Source organism: Mesorhizobium sp. B2-1-1, from assembly GCF_006442975.2.
In the GTDB taxonomy this organism is placed as follows: domain Bacteria; phylum Pseudomonadota; class Alphaproteobacteria; order Rhizobiales; family Rhizobiaceae; genus Mesorhizobium.
Genome location: NZ_CP083954.1, coordinates 1,557,501 through 1,576,783, shown reverse-complemented (window position 1 = coordinate 1,576,783; position 19,283 = coordinate 1,557,501). Strand labels below are relative to the sequence as shown.

The window sequence follows — 19,283 nt, the reverse complement described above, 5'->3', positions numbered from 1 at the left end:
GACGGTTTGCTATTTCACCCCGGTGTCCACATCGAGCAGATCCTGCAAGTTCAATCGGGCAGCGAATCTGGGGCCAGATTGGATGAAGGTTTTTGGATCGAATATGTCCTCGATATAGGCGGGTTCATTTTTGTAGGTCGCAGGCATGAAGGTCTCGACCTCTTCGGCGTAGACATAGACGACGCCAGGTCCCAGCGCCTCGACGTCGGCCTTCATCACGTCGAAAGTACAACCGCATTCAGCCAGACTGTTGTCGGGTGTGCTTAGGAGTGCAGTATCGACGCCCATCGTAATGCGCCGCAGATCGGCATCGTCGCCGCTTTCATGCATCAGACGAAAACGCACCGTCGGGTATTGAAGCGCGCTTAGATCGAGGTCAGGCGTTTTCTTTTGTACAGGTCTTTGCGGAATGCGGGCGCCCTTGTGGCTTGGACCGGCCACGGTGGCGGTGATCGCGATCTTGACCGGCTTTTCTTTCGCCTTGTCTTTTGGCTCGCTTTTGTCGTCGACGAGGGTTCGGGTGATCTTGGCTGTCAGGGTCCGGCGCGGGAACAGCTGGCTCCACACCACCACGGGTTCGGACGCTCTCAGGTCCTGGTCAATGGCATTTTCCTGGTAGCGGACGACTCCAAAGCGTATGAACAGGTTCGGCGCTTCGGGAGCCTGCACATCGAGGTCGACGAACCATTGTTCTCGATCGACATCGAAGCGTGGCTCGTAGGTCAAGATGTCAGCTGTCTCCAGAACGGTAATGTTGTCTTGGGCGCCAGGCGGCCTGGGGATTTGCACTGGGACAGCGACATTTCGCACGAGCACGGGAGCTGCGCTCGATGGCGACCCGAAGAAGGATCCGACCGTCAAATTTGTGGCCAGCGACGCATAGTCCTCGCGGATTGGGTCGCCACCCCAGCGGGTAATGTAGCGTCCGATCGGCCCCAGGCGATCATCGGGCAAAAACTCTGTTCCGACTTCCGCAACCTTGTCGGTTGCCAGCAGAACGATGCCCAGACGCTCGCCCTCGCCGGAGGAAAACCAGCCTCGCTCCAGATACAGTCGTACCAGGCTCAGGCGCTTGGTGAACGGATTGGCTCCTTCCGTCCCGGGCGTGAAGCGAAAGACTGGAACCGGTGAGAGAGAGGCACATTTGGCCGGTCGACCGCTCGAGGGTAGCAAGGCGAGCCGGGTCTTTCCGTCCGCACTGGCTTGCCAGTCGTCAAGCGCAGTGTCGGCGGGCGTGCTGTCGACAGACTGTTCGGCCGGCGCCAACGCCTGGCGCAGCCGCACGACCGGTTGCGAGATGCCGTCAGCCCCGGTCCAGCGCGCGGCGGTCTCGAAGTCGGCTCCAAAGCGCGATATCGCTCGCAGGCGCAGCCGCAACTGTCGCGCCTTGCTGTCTGGGAAAACATGTAGTTGCGAGGCGGTGAAAAGCGTATCGCCGGAGGAATTTGTCACACGCCGGCCGATCTGCGCCGCAATATGGGCCAGCGACAGGTCGATCGTTTCTTCAGCGCCGTCCGGGAGCCCAGATACCAAGGGCCCCATGCCCGGTGGGGCGATATTGTCGATCCGCAAGAGACTGACCTCGGAGCTGTGCAACGTGACCGCACCGGTCTTTACGTCGATGTGCTCAAATCCATAGACGTCAAGGTCGCGGGCTGGCGATCTCTGCGGCGTGATCGGCTTGCCGTCATCGTCGGTAACCACCGTTCTCCAGGGCCACGCGCCCGCGACGCGCGCCTTTGGAGGTCGTCGTCTCGCGGGATCGTCGATCAGCACGTCGCGGGGCGAGACGCAACTGGCCAGGATCTCGATGGCCGCGGTCGTGCGGCGGTCAAAGGTGATGTGGCCGGACAGGATGTAACTGTGCGTCCCGTTTGAATCCTGCAGGTCGGCGTCCCTGATTTTTTCAAGATCCGTCAGGTTGATCTCGGTTGGGCCGAGCCCGGTCGGTCTGTGGCGCGATTCAGCGTCGGGACTCTGGCCGGCAGGCGGCGGCATGCCATCGAAATCCGGGTCGATGGCATATTTGGGAACGTATTTCGAGGTGTCGAAAGCCTTTCGATAGATGCGGTAGTCTACTGGGCGGCCCGGAAACGACGCCGCGGCCAGCGGCCTGTTCACGGCGTGGGCGACACGTATGGAACACAGGCCAGCAAGATCCTCGATCGGGCCGCCGGCACCGTCGTACTTACCCACGCCGCAGGCAAAATCGAAGAGCTTGCGAGCCAGGAGGCGCAGGCACTTGTCTGGCGGCACATCGAAGAAGCCCGTCGTTATATGATCGGCGACGGGATAGGTCCGCTCGCTGCCGGACCGCTCCAGGGCAAGCTCATAGGCGCCTATTGTTTCGGTCAGGGCGAAATGGGTGGCAAGGCTGTTCACGTCCTGCGTGAGATAGAAGGCCTCCAGATCGAAATCGTCGCCCCGAGGCAAGGTCACCTCCACTCTTTGTGCCCGCTGTCCGCTTGCCGCCTTGAACGAGATCCCATCGGTGAGGATTGTCGAAGGCGCGCCTATCGAAGCCCGGTCGGTATCCACCTTTGCCTTCTTGATCGCGATCACGGTTGGCATGGCATGGGGATAGACGGAGATTTCGTCATAGACAGACACTTTGGTCGCCGGCCCGGCATAGGCGCCGTCACTGCGCCGGCGAAGGCGCAGGATCAACTGCCTTGCATAAGGATCGGGATAATAAGGACGCGGCGTCAGTGGCGGGCCGCCCCGCGCCTCGAAGGCCTTTCGTCCGATGAAAATGGCGGCGCCGCGGACTGCCTGGTCGTTGTTTTCCGAAGGCGGCGCGACGAAGTTCGGCATCAGCCTGCGTCTGGTCGGATCCTGGCCGAACGCGCGCTGTTCATCAATCATCGCGATCGGAAAACTCCCTTGGCTGGAGATCGGATCTTTGGTTTTGGCCAAGGGTGTGGCGACGCCGAAGCAGATCGAGCGCAGGCCGCCGAGCGCAACATCAGCCGGCCTGTTTGGGCTGTCGAACATGCCGGCGCGCAAAAGGTCGTCCAAGGCCACCTGCGGCGGGACGATAATACGCACAATCTCATTGGGTGTGAGACGGTCGTTTGCCCGCACATAGGGTCGGCCTATCACCGTTGGAGGCAGCTTCGGTTCGATATATCCCTCAGGCAGGCTTCGAAGAACGGCGGACTGGATGGTGCCGAAATCCATCTCGTTGATTTTCGCCCCTAGAACAGAGCCGGGCAAAAGGATGACGGGTGTGCCGATCGCCTCCTGGCGCGCGCATCGGCGCGTCGGGGCTTGGGTCTTTTTGTCGGGATCGCGTGGATAGGTGAAAGATTGGGTCGGGTGCTCATAGAGCTTTGCTGCATCCTCGATTTTCTTTGACTGGCCGCCCAGGAACACCGCGCGCATGCCAAAGCGATAGCCGCGCCCGTAGCGCAAGGGCGGCGCAAGCCCATCGGCCTGGACGCCGGCCTCCGGCAGGGACTGTTTTTGCAGGAAAGACAAAAGCACAGGGTCATTGGGCCCCAGTTTTGGCGCCGTGTTGACGCCCATGGGAGCGCCGGTCCAGGTCACGAACGCTTCATCGACAAAGACATCCTTGTCCGTCGCGGCGTTGCCGCCTGGCGTCGGCGTCAATCGCGACGACGGGTTTACAATCGCCTCGTCAAGCGTCCTGACACCGGTTCGGCTATCTTGCGGGAGGATAATGTCGGTCAGGGCCGCATCGATGGGCGCGAAATCGTCCGGACCTTTCGTGTCGCTCCGGCGAAGTCCGTAGGTGACGACCTTGCTGCCAAGGGCGCGCCATTCGATCTTGTCGCCAATCTTGGTTCCTGCATCCAGCCGGCGGCCGATGACCAGGTCCTGGGCGAACAGTTGGATGTCACCCTTGCCCTTCTCCGCAGCGGTTCGACGAACCTGGGCGCGCACGTCTTCAGCCCGTCGCCGATCGAGAAGGGTCAAGCCGGCGGTCAGGAAGCCGCGGTGCTGCGGGTCCGATCCGCTGAGCGGACGAACCAAGGCCTCGGTGGCGTGGCGAACATCTAGCGTCACCGCATCGTAGCGCGGCATGGCATTGCCCCCGACGCAATCGTCGCCCATCAGGAAAAGACCACCTTCGAGGCCACCCTGCGTCGGGTCGGGCCTTGGCCACCCGTCTTGATCGACGGCTGTCCAGGCCCGGCCTACCGATTGCGGCTTGTCGGCAAACTTGAACGTCACGGGAAACTCACCGGCGGAAATCCACGACGGTACTTCGTTAGCCACAAGCATCTCGACGTCGAATGCGAAGCCAAAGAAACGCGACCACGCAGGTGAGGATACAATGGCCTGGTAGCATTGCGCGACGCGGTCGAGATCGCTGTTGGTTTGAGTTGACGCTGACTGTTCCCAGGTCGCGGCGGTGTGACTGGCAAGGGCGGTGTTGCGCGTTGCCTCATCATCCCCAAGGACGGTCAGATCGGGCTTTTTAAGATCGCTGCAGCTACCGGCGACGGACTTCGCGCGTTCCGCGGCCAGAGTATCGATTGCCGCTTGCAGTTCTAGCCGCTTGCTGTCAGCTATTTGGCTGCTCAGGTCTTGCTTGACGGCATCGTCCTGGCTGGTCTTGTGTTCGACGCTCGGCGCGATCGCTGTGGCATCCTGGTCGCTGACGAGAGAAAGGCCGCGCGGTCTGCCTTGCCGGGGATCGATTGCCCCCTCGATCAGATCGTGCACGCGCTTGGCGCGCTCGAACTCCAACAAGAGCGCAAGATCCCCATGCTTGACGGGCATCACCGCCTTGACGGTCAGCTGGGCATGCGGATCGAGTGCTTGCTGCGACTGATAGGACCCATCAGCCTGAAGCGCCACTTCGTTCGACTGCCCGGGGTTATTCAGTCCATTCTGGAAGGCCTGCGAGGCCAGCGACCGGTGTATGGTGTCGAGCAGTTTTCCCCACAGTTCCTCCTTCCCGGGAGGAACGATCGCCGCCCAAGCCTCGCCGAGCCTGGTTTGCAATTCATCCAAGTGAGACGGCTGCAATATAGCAGCAAGTCGTCTCTCGCTCTTGTCCTGGGAAGGCTCGCTGGCAACGAGAACCGAGATCAGATCGCGGGTCGGATCCTGTTGCTGCGAGGCAGCTGCCACGATTTTTGTCCTGACCATGGCTGGCCACTTGTCGATCGTAAAGCCGTCATCTGCAGCGACCGGCGTTGCAATCAGCGTCATGCGAAGGTGGCCGCCGACGACACCGTTCGGTATGAGCCGCAACACCGGCTTGACTTTGGGCGCGTCGATCATTTGCTCGCCTCCGCCTTGAGCAGTTCCGGGTCGAAATAGGCCAGATAGTCGGCAACGGTCGCCTCTGAGAGCGAGATCGTGTTGGCGTGTATGTTGGGTGCCGTCGATTTGGCCTGCGCTTGCGGGATGGCGCGCGTGACGAGCGACCGCTCGACACCGTCCGCGGCGTCATCGCCGGATGATCGGCCGGCGATCGAGTTGGTGCCCCCGCCGCCGAAAGCCTCGCGCTTGTAGCTCACCGATACGTGGAAGTCATAGTCGACGATGCCCATCGAGAAGGAGAAGGTGAATGTAGCCTCACCCTCCATCTCGCCGCCCGACTTCATGCCAAGCCGGACATAGAGCGACGCATAGAAGCTGAATATCCAGATGCTTGCCTCGCCGCCGACGAAGAATGTTCCGTAGATGTCTGTCAGTGTGCGGCGGCTGCCATTGGAGACAACCTGCATCGACCGGATATAGAAGCCGCTGGTAAGGCGGCCCTGGGCCACGAGCGGTCCGGTTGAGAAGTCCGCGACCCCGCCGAACTCGAACGACGCCTCGAACCCTCGAAACCCTTGCGCATCCGCGTAGATCGCAACGAAGCCGCCGCCGCCATAGGGCGGTACAGAGATGAGGAAAGGCGCCAATGGGCGGCCGAGCGCGAAACGAAACAGCGCCGCGTCCCCATCAAAAGGCAATTCCGCCGCGGCGTTGAGGAGCACGTTGGAAAAAGCCACGCCACCCAGCTGGATCGTACCGAGATTGATGCCGTAGCCTGCCAGGATGCCGGGCCTGCCCTTCATGGGCTCGATGAAGAAGCCGCTGCCATCCTTGGAAGGCGTCATGTAGGACTGCAGCTTTTCTACGAATTTCAGTTTTTCACCGATCTGGAAGTCGCGGTAGTGGACGTCGAAGCGAGGCGATCCACCCAGTTCGAAACCAAAATCGACGCCGTCGAAGATCAAGGTCACTGCGTCAAAGACATTTCCGATCAGCTTGACGTCGAACGGCCCAATGCGACCCTTTGCCTTCATCTCGGCCTTGGCGGTGAGCAGATTGATCGTGGCCGTCATTGCCAGCTCGAACCTGCTTGGCGGTCTTGGCACAAAGACGCCGCCCGTCAGCTTCGCGAGCTTGTCGCCGTCGAAATCAAAACCCAAGGCATAGCTAAGTGTCCGTTTGACCGGCACCAGTTCGGAAATGAGTTCTTCGACCTGGTCTCGCAGCGCCCCGATGTCGACCAGGGATGCCAGTTCCCCGCGCGATATGTCGTCCCAGATCTTCTGAACGTTGATGAAAATGTTCTCAATGGCGGAGCGCCCGCCAGAGATGGAGTCGCAGAATGCCTGCAACTGCTTGCGCGCCGTCGTAGTCGGCGTAGGCACATTGGCGAGCGATCCGACCGCCTTGGTTTCCACGGTCAGTCTGTCGTCGCAGCCAGGCTTGAGCGGGTCGCAGTCGCGGGCCAGCGGCTCAATCAGGAGCGCCCGTAGGATGATAGGTCCTGCGGTGGCATAGTTCGGGGCATCGGCGGCAATCTTGTCGCGCAGAGCCTTCACCTTGACATAGGCTTCGCTCAGAACCTGGAGCAGGTCATGCACCGGTCCATCGAGGGCTTCTTCGGCGAGGATCTTTGACAATCCCGTGGCGCGTGCGAGAAGTGCTGCATAGCTTGTTGATACGCGCTGAAGCGCCAGTTCGATCTTGTCAGTCCTGGCGAGACTGTCATCGTTCTCGAACAGGTCGCGCACCGTGACGGTCGTGTTCGCGAGTTTGGCGTCAAGCAACTGCGCGACTGTCTCGTCGGTCACCGGGGACGGCAAGCTCAGATTGCCGACCGTTGCGGCCAGCCGGCCGCACTCGTCGTCAAGTTTCTCCAGCGAGACCGCCAGGTTCTCACGCTCTACATCGAACGCGTTGGGGATCTGATCGCGAACGATCTTGGCAGCCAGGCCAAGAATGGCGCCAACCGAAGGCGCACCGACGGTTTCCACCACCCTGGTCCAGCGAAACAGAGTGTTCAGTGAGACCCTGAGCGCCGAAGCGGCCGATAGATCCCATTGTTTGAGCTCGCTCTTCAAGTCATCGCCGAACGCGCTCGCCAAGGCCCCGGCAGCGGCCGCCGCCGCGATGACATCGAGATGGTCCGCAAGCAGGGTGACAAGGACGACAATGCGGCTGCGCATGCGCAGCAGACCTTGCTCGATCTCGTCGGCAAGAACACGCAGCCGCATTGCGGCCGCGATAATGTCCTCGCCCGTCATGACGGGCGGATTTCCGTGACCTTGCGCGAGTTTGGTCAATTCCGCATGCGCGGATTGAGCATGCCCGGCAATCGCCGCTGTCTCGCAGAAGAGTTCGCGATAAGCTTGAAGTGCCTTGACGAAATCGTCGATGGCCGCGCGCACGCCCTGGCTTCCATTGATCGCCGACAGCTGCGTCTGCGCGGTGTGGAGATCGTCGGCAAGCTTGAATGTGTCGGCCGCGCTTCTCGCGAAATCCGCGAGGAAATGCTTCGGCGAGAGGCTAGCGATGGTCGTCGCGGCGAGCCCGGCCTGGTCTTTGTCCTTGACGGGAAGCTGCGCGACACAGGATGCCACGACGGCGGCGGGCAGCTTCGGGTTGATGTCGGTGTTTGAAGTGATTGCGCCCGCTGCGACCGCCACCAAGCGGCTGAGGATGGCGTCAATCCACTCCTTGATCTGCGCCGCTTGCGCCTGAATGGCATTCTCGAGCTCTTTCTTGCCTGCATCGAGGTCAACGCCCAGATAGTCGCGACCCAGTTGCACCAGTATGGCAAAGACGCGTGGCTGACTGTTTGAACTCGCCAGTTCCCGGAGCAATTCGATCAGGCGGAGAATTGCGCGTACACGCGCGACCCATGCCGCCCACTCGGGCGGCGGCGAAGCACCGTCAAGCCATGCGCCGGCACTTGCCTTGGCCTCGTCGAGGCGGCCTTTGTAGCTTTCGACGGCGGCTTTCAGTATCGCTTTTGCTTGCGTCGTCTCGGGAAGTTCGTAGTAGTAGTAGTAGGGTTCGCCAAGCTTGTCGGCTTCAACCTTGTTTGCTGCGTCAATCGCCTTACCGATCAGTTCCGCGACGATTTTCTTGAGCCCGGTCGCGGGATCGGTGGTGCCTTTGGCAAGCTCGCCAAGTTCCTTCGACAAGTCGACATCGATCGCCAGGAGCCCATCGAGCGTCTCCTTTGCCAGGTTCGCCAATGTCGAGCCCTGTTCGGCGACCTCAACGATCGCGGCGATTTCCTCCCATGGCAAATCCTCGGCAACGTAGCCGATCAATGCTTGCGCCAGGTCGTGCTTGGTCGCCTTCAGGCTTGCAACGAAATCCCGCGCCTTTTGTTGATATCTGATGACCTGCGCCTGCATGTCGCCGACGACATTGTCAAACTGGCCCCGGGCGGCCTGTTCGATGCGCTCAACCGGGTTGGCCGCAAGCCTTGCCAATTCGCGCATGAACTGCCGGCCTGCCTCATGAACGGCGGCGAGACGGCCCACGAGAGCTGCGGCGTTCGTCTCACCCATGGCATCGAGCAGCGCGGCCTCGAGATTGTTCAGGCCAAGATCGATCTCGGGATAGAGCGTGCGCAGCGAGGTCGCCTGGAACTTCGGCAAGACCTTCTGGAACTCATCGATGACATTGTCCTGAGCCCCGATCTGGCGGCGATCGATCTTGGACCATTCCTTGCGAGCGGTCCGAACCAGATCCAGCAGCGGCGCGAGGATTTCGCCTTGAAGCAGTTCGATCGCCCCGGCGGCCCCCTGCTCGAGTTGGGAAAGCGCTTGCGAACCGTAGTCGACAACCTCGTTCAAGGCTGGCATGACGTCGACGCCGCCCGCTATTTTCAAGAGGCGCATCAGCGATTGAAATGAGATGACGCCCAGCAGCTTGGCGTCAGCGCTGAAGAAGCTTTCGAAGACCTTGGAGGTGGTGGCTTCGCTTGCCTGGCCCGCGACGACCTGACCGCCTCCGGACACCGGCTGCCGGGGTGGCGGCAGCGAAAAGTACTTCGCGACCGAAGCCAAGGCGGGCGAGGCCACATAGCCCTGTCCCGCGGCCTTCGCGGGGCCATACTGGTAGATGGGCTGTCCGGGTTGGGCACCGAGTATGCCTTTCGATCGGCTGAGCGCGACGATGTCCATGTTCGGCCGCCCGACACCACCAGACTGGTTGCCGTTTGGACCCATGCTCATCTTGGGCGGGCTGGGCATGTCGACGTATAAAAACACCTCGGCTGCATTATCTATGGCTGCGTCGCCGCCCGGTTGCTGGGCCGCCGTGTCTGGCGCCGTCTCGGTTGGCGCAGGCGCAAACCCGCTGCGCACATAACTGCCATCGAAACGCACCCTGACAGCGCCCATGGCAGCGCCAGACATGCTTTCGGCCTGTGCGAGGTGGATTTCGGCCGAAGCCATTACGGGATAGAATGGCGGCTGGTCAGCCCCTTCCAGAACGCCCGTGTTGATCACCACGTCGTTCTGCCCTTCCCAGCGCTGTCCGTCGTCACTGGCTCGTCCGTCGACAGCAAGGGCGATGCTGTCGGCGGCAAAGGATGTATCGCCTTCCTGGACAGGCTCGGCAAAACGCAGCGTCTGGCCGCTCAGAAGGCAGGTCCGCCAGTCTTCTTCGCTCAAGCCGCGATAATAACTGAGCAGCGCATTGAGCGATGTCTTGTTCTTGGCCGCGATCCGGTCGACGAAAATCAACGGCATCTTCGTGCGGCGGCCGTCTAGCGTGAATTCAAAGTGGAATCGCGCCTCTTCCGTCATCGCCGTCTGCGGCCAGAACGCCAAACCTGGCTGATTGTCGAGGAATATGCGGCCGCTCAGGCTTGCGCGCTCCGGCCGCGTCTCAAGTTCCAGGGTGGGGTCGACGATGTCGGGTGTCTCGCGCGTGAGCATTGTCACGTCTTCGGCGCACCATTGCCGGCCCTTGTTGGGCTGCCCCACCGCGGGGAACTTTTTGGAGGGTGCTGAGACCCTGACGAACATGCGCTGGCGAAGCACAGCCTTGACGCCGAAATCCTGCGCCTTGGCCTGGTCGCCCCTCATTCGCACAAATATGCGTTCGGTGATCTTCACCAGCGACGCTTTGTGCCCCAGGGGGAACAGGTATCCCGAATAGACAACCGTCGCCAAAACGTCGCGGCCAAGCACAATCAGATGCTGCCACCGCTCTATCGACAGGCCGTCGAACAGGGACCTGCCATCATATGTGACAGCTGGAGCCGGCGGCAGGAAATTCGTATCGTGATCGAGGAAGCCGCCCAGCGCGCTCAGCGACAATTCGCTGACATCAAGGGGCTTTGGACGATAATAGGCGAGATCCGACGTTGCATCGATGAGGTGAAAATCCTCGCCGGGCTCGAACTGACCCGATTTTTCAATCAGGTCTCCCGCATTGCTGTCGCTGTTGCCGATCTGCCGCCGGCGACCGGTGACAGGCAGGCCGTAGGCTGAGGACAACAGAACCAGTTCGTGCCTGTCATAGGCGTCGAGCGAGGTACGGAAAGTGTGCAGATCCGCCTGATTGTTGTAGCGGGCACGAAGCCTGAAAATGTCGCATATCCGCTCGAACATGGACGGGGTCCGATTGCGATCGGACAGGCTGTCCGGCGCCGGAACAGGACAGACTTCCTCGTCGGTCTTACCGCCGGTCTGGCTCTGGGCGCCCTGCGCCGGAGGCGCGTTAGGGTCGGTGGCCTTGGAAGATTGCGAGGCCTCCAGCACCTTCGATGGGACCAGCCGCACGCCGTCGACTTGCTCGCGGCGCAATATCCATGGTGACCAGGGACCGCGCGGCGGCGGCCCGGCAATGCGTGGAACCTTGTCGTCGCCGATCGCGAGAAATCCGATCGCCTCGGGCCGGGCATCAGGCGACCAGATGGCCCTGAGACCAGGTTCGGCATCCTGCGTGATCAGGCGCGCCGTCCATAGCTGTTCATAGGCCTCATAGTCGATGTCGGCTTCGGGCAAAACAGGGTCAGTGTCGAAGACGTCCGCCTCTCCCTCCTTCGGCGCTTTGCGGCTGACCTTGCGCGGCGATTGCCAGATTGCGTTTTGCGCCGTCGACAGTATCAGTCGAGAGGGGATTTCAATCTGCGTCTCCAGTCCTTTGGGACGTCTGGTCAGACTAGCCCGGACCTGACCAAGATGCGCCTCCGATGACTTGGCGCCGGCTTCGAAACCCTGCTGTATGAGAATGGCGTGATCGTCGACACTGGCCACGCGCCCCATCACAGGCGGGATGGCGCCTGAGGCCAGGGGTTCGTAAAGTTTGCGCGCTCGTTGGGTCACATGCGGTTCATGGCGTGACCAGTCCGTGAGCGCGGCAAACGTAAATGGCATGGCGCCGAACCGCTGTACGCCGGGACCAGGCGAGTTAATATTGTCGCGCGCGTAGCGCGGCAGGCCGTTGACCTCGTCCGAGTCGCCGGGCGCCGCCTCGAAATTCACCCGGAACGCTAGCAGGCTCTTTCCGGAAAGCCTGGCCATGGCAAGCCGGTCGAATGGCTCGCGGCCTGATATCTGTTTGATGAATGCGCCGGTAAACTCGTCCTCAAGCGCCTTCGAAGGCAAGTAATCGCTGGGAACGGGTTTTCTGTTGCGGTTGATGAATTCGGCGAAGCTCTTGTCCGGCTCCGGCTGGCCGGTGGCAGTAGCCGCCGTCGTCTGCCCACGCGTTTCGATGACATAGGCGCGAAACGCGTCGCGCCAGAGCTGGTAGAGCGGATAGACCTTTTCGGCGTCTGACTCGGCCTGCAGCAAAGTAGACAGCTGCCAGGACCCGATGTCTGGCGGCTGAACCTCGGCAGCCTTGGCGAGCATACGAGCAACTATCTGAGTAAGGTACTTCTCACTCTGTGCCGATTGGAAATCGCGCGCGACCTTGATCGCCTGGAGCGACATTGCATACGGACCAAAATACTGTCGTTGGTCAACCGGCAAGTCGGTTGCCGCAAGCAAGGCGTTTCGCAAGTCCGCAAAAAGCTTGGGATCATTGGTATTCGAGGACCGCTTGGCTTCCTCAGCCACCTTTTTCTCACCAATTCCCCGGCGTGCCGCCTCTCGATTGGCAGCGCTGGGCTCTTTCCTGAGCATCTCAAGGAAAGACTCGAGATCGGCCTCGTGCTCGGGCCAGTCCGTATCGGGAAGAGGCTCGGCATCCTGGCGAAAGAATGCTTCCTCCATGACATGCTGCGGCGGAAATTCGACCGCCAGAATTGGTCTGGAGTCCGCAAAATCGTCGTCAGGGCCGCTTTTGCCCGCATCTTCCCCTAGCTCGGCGAAGCGCCGTCGCACGGCTATCTGACGAGCGTCATCGCGCGCGGGTCGCAACGTGCGGGCAATGCCGCGCACAGTCCCCTGCTCATCCGTGTCCAGCGAAAAGCCCAGGACAAAATCGGCGAAGCGAAAGCGAATGTCGACCAGGTCATAATCGCGGCGCGCATGAAGCGTCGATCCGCCAAGATCGAGCCAGGCAAATTCTCTCGGCCTCCTCAGGTCTCCCAGCCAAAGATAGCCGTCAGGCGTGTTCCACGCGACTTCCGGCAGGATGAGGCCAGGGAGTTCGTTGCCGTCGCTGTGGATGAACCTGAACTGACTGCCGGCGACGGTCAGGACGCTGTCGCGCGTATCCGGCAGCGCGGTATCGAGCCCATGCAGGGCCACGTCGGCGTAAAGTCTACGCAGGATATTGAAGTCTGCCGCGGCGTCCGTGCTTTTTTTGCGCTCTGTCGCGTCGCCCTTGCGCGGGCGATCGGCGAGCAGGAAGAAAGTCCGCTGCGTCACACCGGCGCGATCGCCGATGGCGGCGGCCGAGACCGCGTCGAACTTGCGCCGGGCCTGCAAGGCGGCATCATCGTCCTCTTGCGCCTGGTTGACGGCCAAAGCCGCATCGAGCGGCAAGGCGGCGACCTCCATGCGGCCAATCAATGTGTTGATCCAGACCGGTTTTGGCGGGCTCGATGCGACTGGCGTCTGCTCCTGTCCCTTAGGCGCAGCCCCGGCTGGCGCCTGAGCGCCTAAGCGCTTGCCGCCGGCGTCGGCAATGATGACGTCGCGCCATTGATCGTCCGCATTTCCCATCGCCATGCGCGTGATCGTCACGTCGTCCAGCGGAATGCCAGTGCAGATTGGCGCTATGGTCTCGGTGCTCACCCGCAAACGGCAATCCAGAACCGCGCCAGGCGCCGAGAAGAGGGCGATGAGCGATGTGGAATCGGCTCCGCCCTCGTTGACGACCCTGGACTGCGGATCCAACTGGCCGACAAACAAATCGCCAAGATTTGAGGCTTTGGGATCTCCTTCGAGCGGCCTGATCGACACCAACGGCGCGTCATCGTTGCCGGCAATCTGGAATGGCGAAGTCCACAACGCCGCACAGCGCGCACTGAGACGCCTACCCGGGCCCGCGGCTTCATCCGCCTGCGCTTGCCATTTAATAACCAGCGCGGCCGCTTCCTTGTCCACGGCCACGGGTGCGCTGACTGATCCGTCGAACGCCGCAATAGGGCGGTCGCCTGACCTGACCGGCTCCAGGATCCATTCGAGATTGGCGTTGAAGCTCACGGCCATCTGGTCGTCGACCGAGACGTGCCTGTCGAGCATGACGTCAAGGGCGGTTTGGATACGAGGCTGCGACAGCAGCTCCGTCAGCTTGACCTGAGGGTTGGCGATAAATGCGTGAAGCGGCTGGCGGTTTTCCGGTTCAGTGTGAAATCCCGCGGCACGGGTCGGGCTTGGCCACACATTTGTCGAAAGACCGACTGTCCATGGATCGCCCTCCACACATTCGAAGACAAATGTCACACTGAGCAGATCGCCTGAAGTGTCCTTGGCATGCCCGCCCCACGACGCTCCGCGCGCCGTCAGGCGGCGGCGCAACACGCCGTCTTGCAACTTGAGCGCCTGGGCCCTCGCATCCCACGCCGCATATTCATCCTCGTGGAGGTCGAACCATGCGCCCGGGCCGAACGCGGCTGCGTCGAGCGTCCAGTCCTGATGACTGCCGGAGCCGCTTGGCGGGACCCGGCGGACAACAACGCTGCGCTCATCCGGGGCCAGGATGAAAAGCAGGTCGGCGCCAGAGTCCTTGTCCGGGAGATCGCCTGCAAATGCCAGACCGTTGGTTGCCGCGATGATGACCGGCGTCGAGGCGACGCCCAGAAAATCCCGGCGCGTGATGCCAGGCTGTTTCTTGCCGCCTGAATGTCGATTGGTCCGCCAGCGCCCGCCCATTTCGCGCCCCCGCACTTCCTAGACGGTAACGCCTCCGATCGGCAGCCGCGCGTGAAAAAATCGTGAAAAGAACGCTCTTCAAGCATGGCAATTCTCAATCGTGCGACTATTGAAGGCTCGCCGGCTCCAGCACGGCTCTCGCATTCTTTAGCTGTCACAAATATTTACCTGCCGGAGCGAACAAGTGCTTTTCAACCTGTCAGGCTGTTGCTACCAATTCTGCCTGGGGATTGAACGACGCCGTTTCGCATAACCATAGCCAAAGTAGATTTTAATGGCGAGTTTGGGGGTCGCGCATGCTTAGACTGCGTGCGGTGGGACAATTTCGACTTTTGGACGCGGCCGGTGTCGACTATAGCCCGCATTCGCAAAAAGCGCGCGGCGTGATCGCTTTGCTGGCCCTTTCGCCGACGCTTTCCCGGGGCAGGACCTGGTTACAGAACAAGCTGTGGAGCGACCGCGGCAGCGATCAGGCGGCAGCCAGCCTTCGTCAGGCTCTTTGCGACATCAGGCGCAGCCTGGACATCCACGCCAACGCGCTTCGCTCCGACAGACAATCCGTGTCACTGGACGCCCGGCTGTTTCGAACCTGCTTTGAACCGCCGGCTTGTTCGGATCCAAGTTTTTCGAGCGCCGAACTGTTTGAGGATCTGGACATTCCCGACTGGCAGTTCGCAGATTGGATTCGCAGACATCGCAGTGCTGTCAGCGCCTCATTTGACCACGACATTGACTCTGTCGCCAAACCGTTGGCTCCGCATCGAAGGAACGTCTCTTTCACGGCGGATCTGGACCCAAGCCACCGAGCCCGCCAACTTGCCAGCAAGTTCTTCGCGTTGACGTCGAGAGCCGTAAGGGCACATGTCGACGCGGTTTTCTTTCGCGAGGCGGGTCCAGTTCCACAAAACAAGCACCCTCGTCGCCACGATGCTGATCGATCCGTTGCAATTCGCGCGATCATCCGTGACTGTTTCTCGATCAATTCGCTTTCTGTCACCGTCAGCGATACAGACAGCGGATGCGTTTTGTGGGCGGACAGGGCGCAGATCGCGGGCCACGCAAACGACTTTGATGCTTCGATGGGTTTCCGATCGATGGTTTCTCGGACGGCGGATGCTGTGCTCGATGCCCTGGCGCGGCGTCCGGCCGACGTGCACGAGATGGCGTTCAGGCTTTTTGACAGCGCGCGCCTTCTCCTGATCACCCAGGATAAAGAAAACCTTGCCCTTGCCGATCGCCAATGCGCCGAGGCCTTCGAGATGTCCCGGCGATCGCGGGAGGTCCTGCAGGCCGAGATAGAAGCACTGCGCAAGCAAGAACAGATACAGGTCAATCGATAGCGGCTTTCACCGCAATGGTCGCTTCCGCGATTTTTCTTCTTCCGGAGGTTTCGTGCGGATGATGCGCGCTCAGCTTGGTTGAGAGTGTAATTCCAAGCTGAACTACGCTGTCCCCGCAACTGCGCCAGAGCGACTGAAGTGGGGGCGCAAAGCTGTCTTCTCCGACATCAGGCCTTGGTGCTCTATTTGTCCCAACACCTACAACCGGTAATCGTCAACAATAATAGCTCCCCCTTAGGCCTGCGGTACACCGCGCCTAGGCGCACTAACTTGCTCCCGCTCCCGTTTCGCACGACCTTCTCGGAGCCGTGATGCGCCCTATGGTGCGCCGCGGCGATTGCGTGCCCTTCCAAACGCAAAAACCGCCCCGGTTAGACCGGGACGGCTAGAGAGTTATGATAAAACTGGTTGCGGGGACAGGATTTGAACCTGTGACCTTCAGGTTATGAGCCTGACGAGCTACCGGGCTGCTCCACCCCGCGCCACCTATGAGCAAGCGTGAGCTTGCTTCGACCTCTGGAAGCAGGTGTTTCTGCTTCGATGTTTGGAAGCGGGCGATTGCCTGCTTCGCGCCGCCAAATTGAAAGGGCCGCTTACGCGGCCCGTTGTCCCGTTGGCGGGCCTGTTCGTGAAGAGAAGATTTCACATCTATCCGATTGGATGTGAGTTTAACGTGCGTTTGGCAGACCTGGCAGCGACCTACTCTCCCGCGTCTTGAGACGAAGTACCATCAGCGCTGGAGCGTTTCACGGCCGAGTTCGGAATGGGATCGGGTGCAGCCGCTCCGCCATAACCACCAGGTCGGCAAAACGCACGTTATTCGAGAAGCTGGGTTAGGGATTGGGCAGAAGGCAATAGTGAATAGGGGATGCCTATTCACTATTGGCTCGTTGCTCTTCACCTGTCTTTTTGTGCCTGAGCGACATCCACAGTTTGCTTTCGGGCAAAGCCCGCAAGCGCGACTGCGCGTCGCCGGTCGTCCGGCGCCCTCGCGGAGCATAGGCCCGTAAGGGCCGCTCATGCGTGAGCGCTGGCCAGACCATCGTGTTTCACGATGGGCATAAGGAATGAGAACGATCAAGCCGATCGAACTATTAGTACCGGTAAGCTTCAAGCGTTGCCGCTCTTCCACACCCGGCCTATCAACGTGGTCGTCTTCCACGGTTCTCAGGGAATACTCGTTTTAAGGTGGGTTTCCCGCTTAGATGCCTTCAGCGGTTATCCCGTCCGGATATAGCTACCCTGCTATGCGGCTGGCGCCACAACAGGTCCACCAGAGATCCGTCCATCCCGGTCCTCTCGTACTAGGGACAGATCCTTTCAATATTCCTACACCCACGGCAGATAGGGACCGAACTGTCTCACGACGTTCTGAACCCAACTCACGTACCGCTTTAAATGGCGAACAGCCATACCCTTGGGACCTGCTCCAGCCCCAGGATGCGATGAGTCGACATCGAGGTGCCAAACAACCCCGTCGATATGGACTCTTGGGGGTCATCAGCCTGTTATCCCCGGCGTACCTTTTATCCGTTGAGCGATGGCCCTTCCACGCGGGACCACCGGATCACTATGACCGACTTTCGTCTCTGCTCGACTTGTCAGTCTCGCAGTCAGGCAGGCTTATGCCATTGCACTCAGCGAACGATTTCCGACCGTTCTGAGCCCACCATCGCGCGCCTCCGTTACTCTTTAGGAGGCGACCGCCCCAGTCAAACTACCCACCATACATTGTCCCGGACCCGGATAACGGGCCGCGGTTAGACATCCATAGTGATAAGGGTGGTATTTCAAGGGTGGCTCCACCTGAGCTGGCGCCCAGGTTTCAAAGCCTACCACCTATCCTACACATGCCACTACGAATGCCAATGTAAAGCTATAGTAAAGGTGCACGGGGTCTTTCCGTCTAACCGCAGGAACCCCGCATCTTCACGGGGAATTCAATTTCACTGAGTCTATGCTGGAGACAGCGGGGAAGTCGTTACGCCATTCGTGCAGGTCGGAACTTACCCGACAAGGAATTTCGCTACCTTAGGACCGTTATAGTTACGGCCGCCGTTTACTGGGGCTTCGATTCAGAGCTTGCACCCCTCCTCTTAACCTTCCAGCACCGGGCAGGCGTCAGACCCTATACGTCGCCTTGCGGCTTCGCAGAGCCCTGTGTTTTTGATAAACAGTCGCTACCCCCTGGTCTGTGCCACCCTCCTCTGCTTGCGCAGAAAAGGGTCACGCTTCTTCCGAAGTTACGCGTGCAATTTGCCGAGTTCCTTCAGCATAGTTCTCTCAAGCGCCTTGGTATACTCTACCAGACCACCAGTGTCGGTTTCGGGTACGGTCTATAAGGAGGAGCTATTTCCTGGAACCACTCCGCTGCCCGTTCAATCCGATAAGATTGGACAACTTGTGTGATCCGTCACTACCTCCAGGCCCACGAATATTAACGTGGTTCCCATCGACTACGCGTTTCCGCCTCGTCTTAGGGGCCGGCTAACCCTGCTCAGATTAGCTTTAAGCAGGAACCCTTGGTCTTTCGGCGGGGGAGTCTCTCACTCCCCTTACGTTACTCATGTCAGCATTCGCACTTCTGATACCTCCACCACCCCTCACGGGTATGGCTTCATCAGCTTACAGAACGCTCCGCTACCGCTCGTGATTGCTCACGAACCCTAAGCTTCGGTGTATGGCTTTAGCCCCGGTACATTTTCGGCGCAAAGACCCTTATTTAGACCAGTGAGCTGTTACGCTTTCTTTAAATGATGGCTGCTTCTAAGCCAACATCCTGGTTGTTTTGGGATCCTCACATCCTTTCCCACTTAGCCATAACTTGGGGACCTTAGCTGTAGGTCAGGGTTGTTTCCCTTTTCACGACGGACGTTAGCACCCGCCGTGTGTCTGCCGACTAGTACTCCCAGGTATTCGGAGTTTGGTTAGGTTTGGTAATCCGGTGAGGACCCCTAGCCCATCCAGTGCTCTACCCCCTGGGGTATTCGGTCGACGCTCTACCTAAATAGATTTCGCGGAGAACCAGCTATTTCCGAGTTTGATTGGCCTTTCACCCCTAGCCACAAGTCATCCCGAACTATTGCAACAGTTATGGGTTCGGTCCTCCAGTAAGTGTTACCTTACCTTCAACCTGCTCATGGCTAGATCACTCGGTTTCGGGTCTAATGCGACGAACTGAACGCCCTGTTCAGACTCGCTTTCGCTGCGCCTACACCTAGCGGTTTAAGCTTGCTCGTCACACTAAGTCGCTGACCCATTATACAAAAGGTACGTGGTCACCCTTGCGGGCTCCCACTGTTTGTAGGCAATCGGTTTCAGGTACTCTTTCACTCCCCTTGTCGGGGTGCTTTTCACCTTTCCCTCACGGTACTAGTTCGCTATCGGTCATGCACGAGTACTTAGGCTTGGAGGGTGGTCCCCCCAATTTCAGACAGGATTTCACGTG

General features: G+C 60.1%; 3 protein-coding genes, 1 tRNA gene and 2 rRNA genes (1 of these 6 only partly in view). 1 reads left to right on the top strand and 5 read right to left on the bottom strand.

Features of this window, described 5'->3' with window-relative positions:
• Positions 1-9: 9 nt before the first annotated feature.
• Together FJ972_RS07620 and FJ972_RS07615 are read right to left on the bottom strand one after the other, a co-directional pair.
• On the bottom strand, positions 10-5,256 hold the full coding sequence (locus tag FJ972_RS07620) for a hypothetical protein (protein WP_140522684.1): 5,247 nt from the start codon (positions 5,254-5,256) through the stop codon (positions 10-12).
• Entirely contained in the window at positions 5,253-14,495 is a 9,243-nt protein-coding gene (locus tag FJ972_RS07615) for a hypothetical protein (protein WP_140522686.1), read from the bottom strand. Before FJ972_RS07615 ends, FJ972_RS07620 begins: the two co-directional genes overlap by 4 nt.
• Positions 14,496-14,791: 296 nt before the next feature.
• Here FJ972_RS07615 and FJ972_RS07610 point away from each other — a divergent pair, with 296 nt between their 5' ends.
• The gene (locus tag FJ972_RS07610) at positions 14,792-15,835 is read left to right on the top strand and encodes a hypothetical protein (RefSeq protein ID WP_140522688.1); all 1,044 of its coding nucleotides are present in this window, start codon (positions 14,792-14,794) and stop codon (positions 15,833-15,835) included.
• Between the two features lie 405 nt (positions 15,836-16,240).
• Here FJ972_RS07610 and FJ972_RS07605 read toward each other — a convergent pair.
• The 3 genes from FJ972_RS07605 to FJ972_RS07595 all read right to left on the bottom strand — a co-directional run.
• Positions 16,241-16,317, bottom strand: a tRNA-Met gene (locus FJ972_RS07605).
• A 204-nt stretch (positions 16,318-16,521) separates the two neighbouring features.
• Positions 16,522-16,636: ribosomal RNA gene (rrf, locus tag FJ972_RS07600) — 5S ribosomal RNA — on the bottom strand.
• Between the two features lie 272 nt (positions 16,637-16,908).
• A 23S ribosomal RNA gene (locus FJ972_RS07595) occupies positions 16,909-19,283 on the bottom strand (it continues 436 nt past the right edge of the window).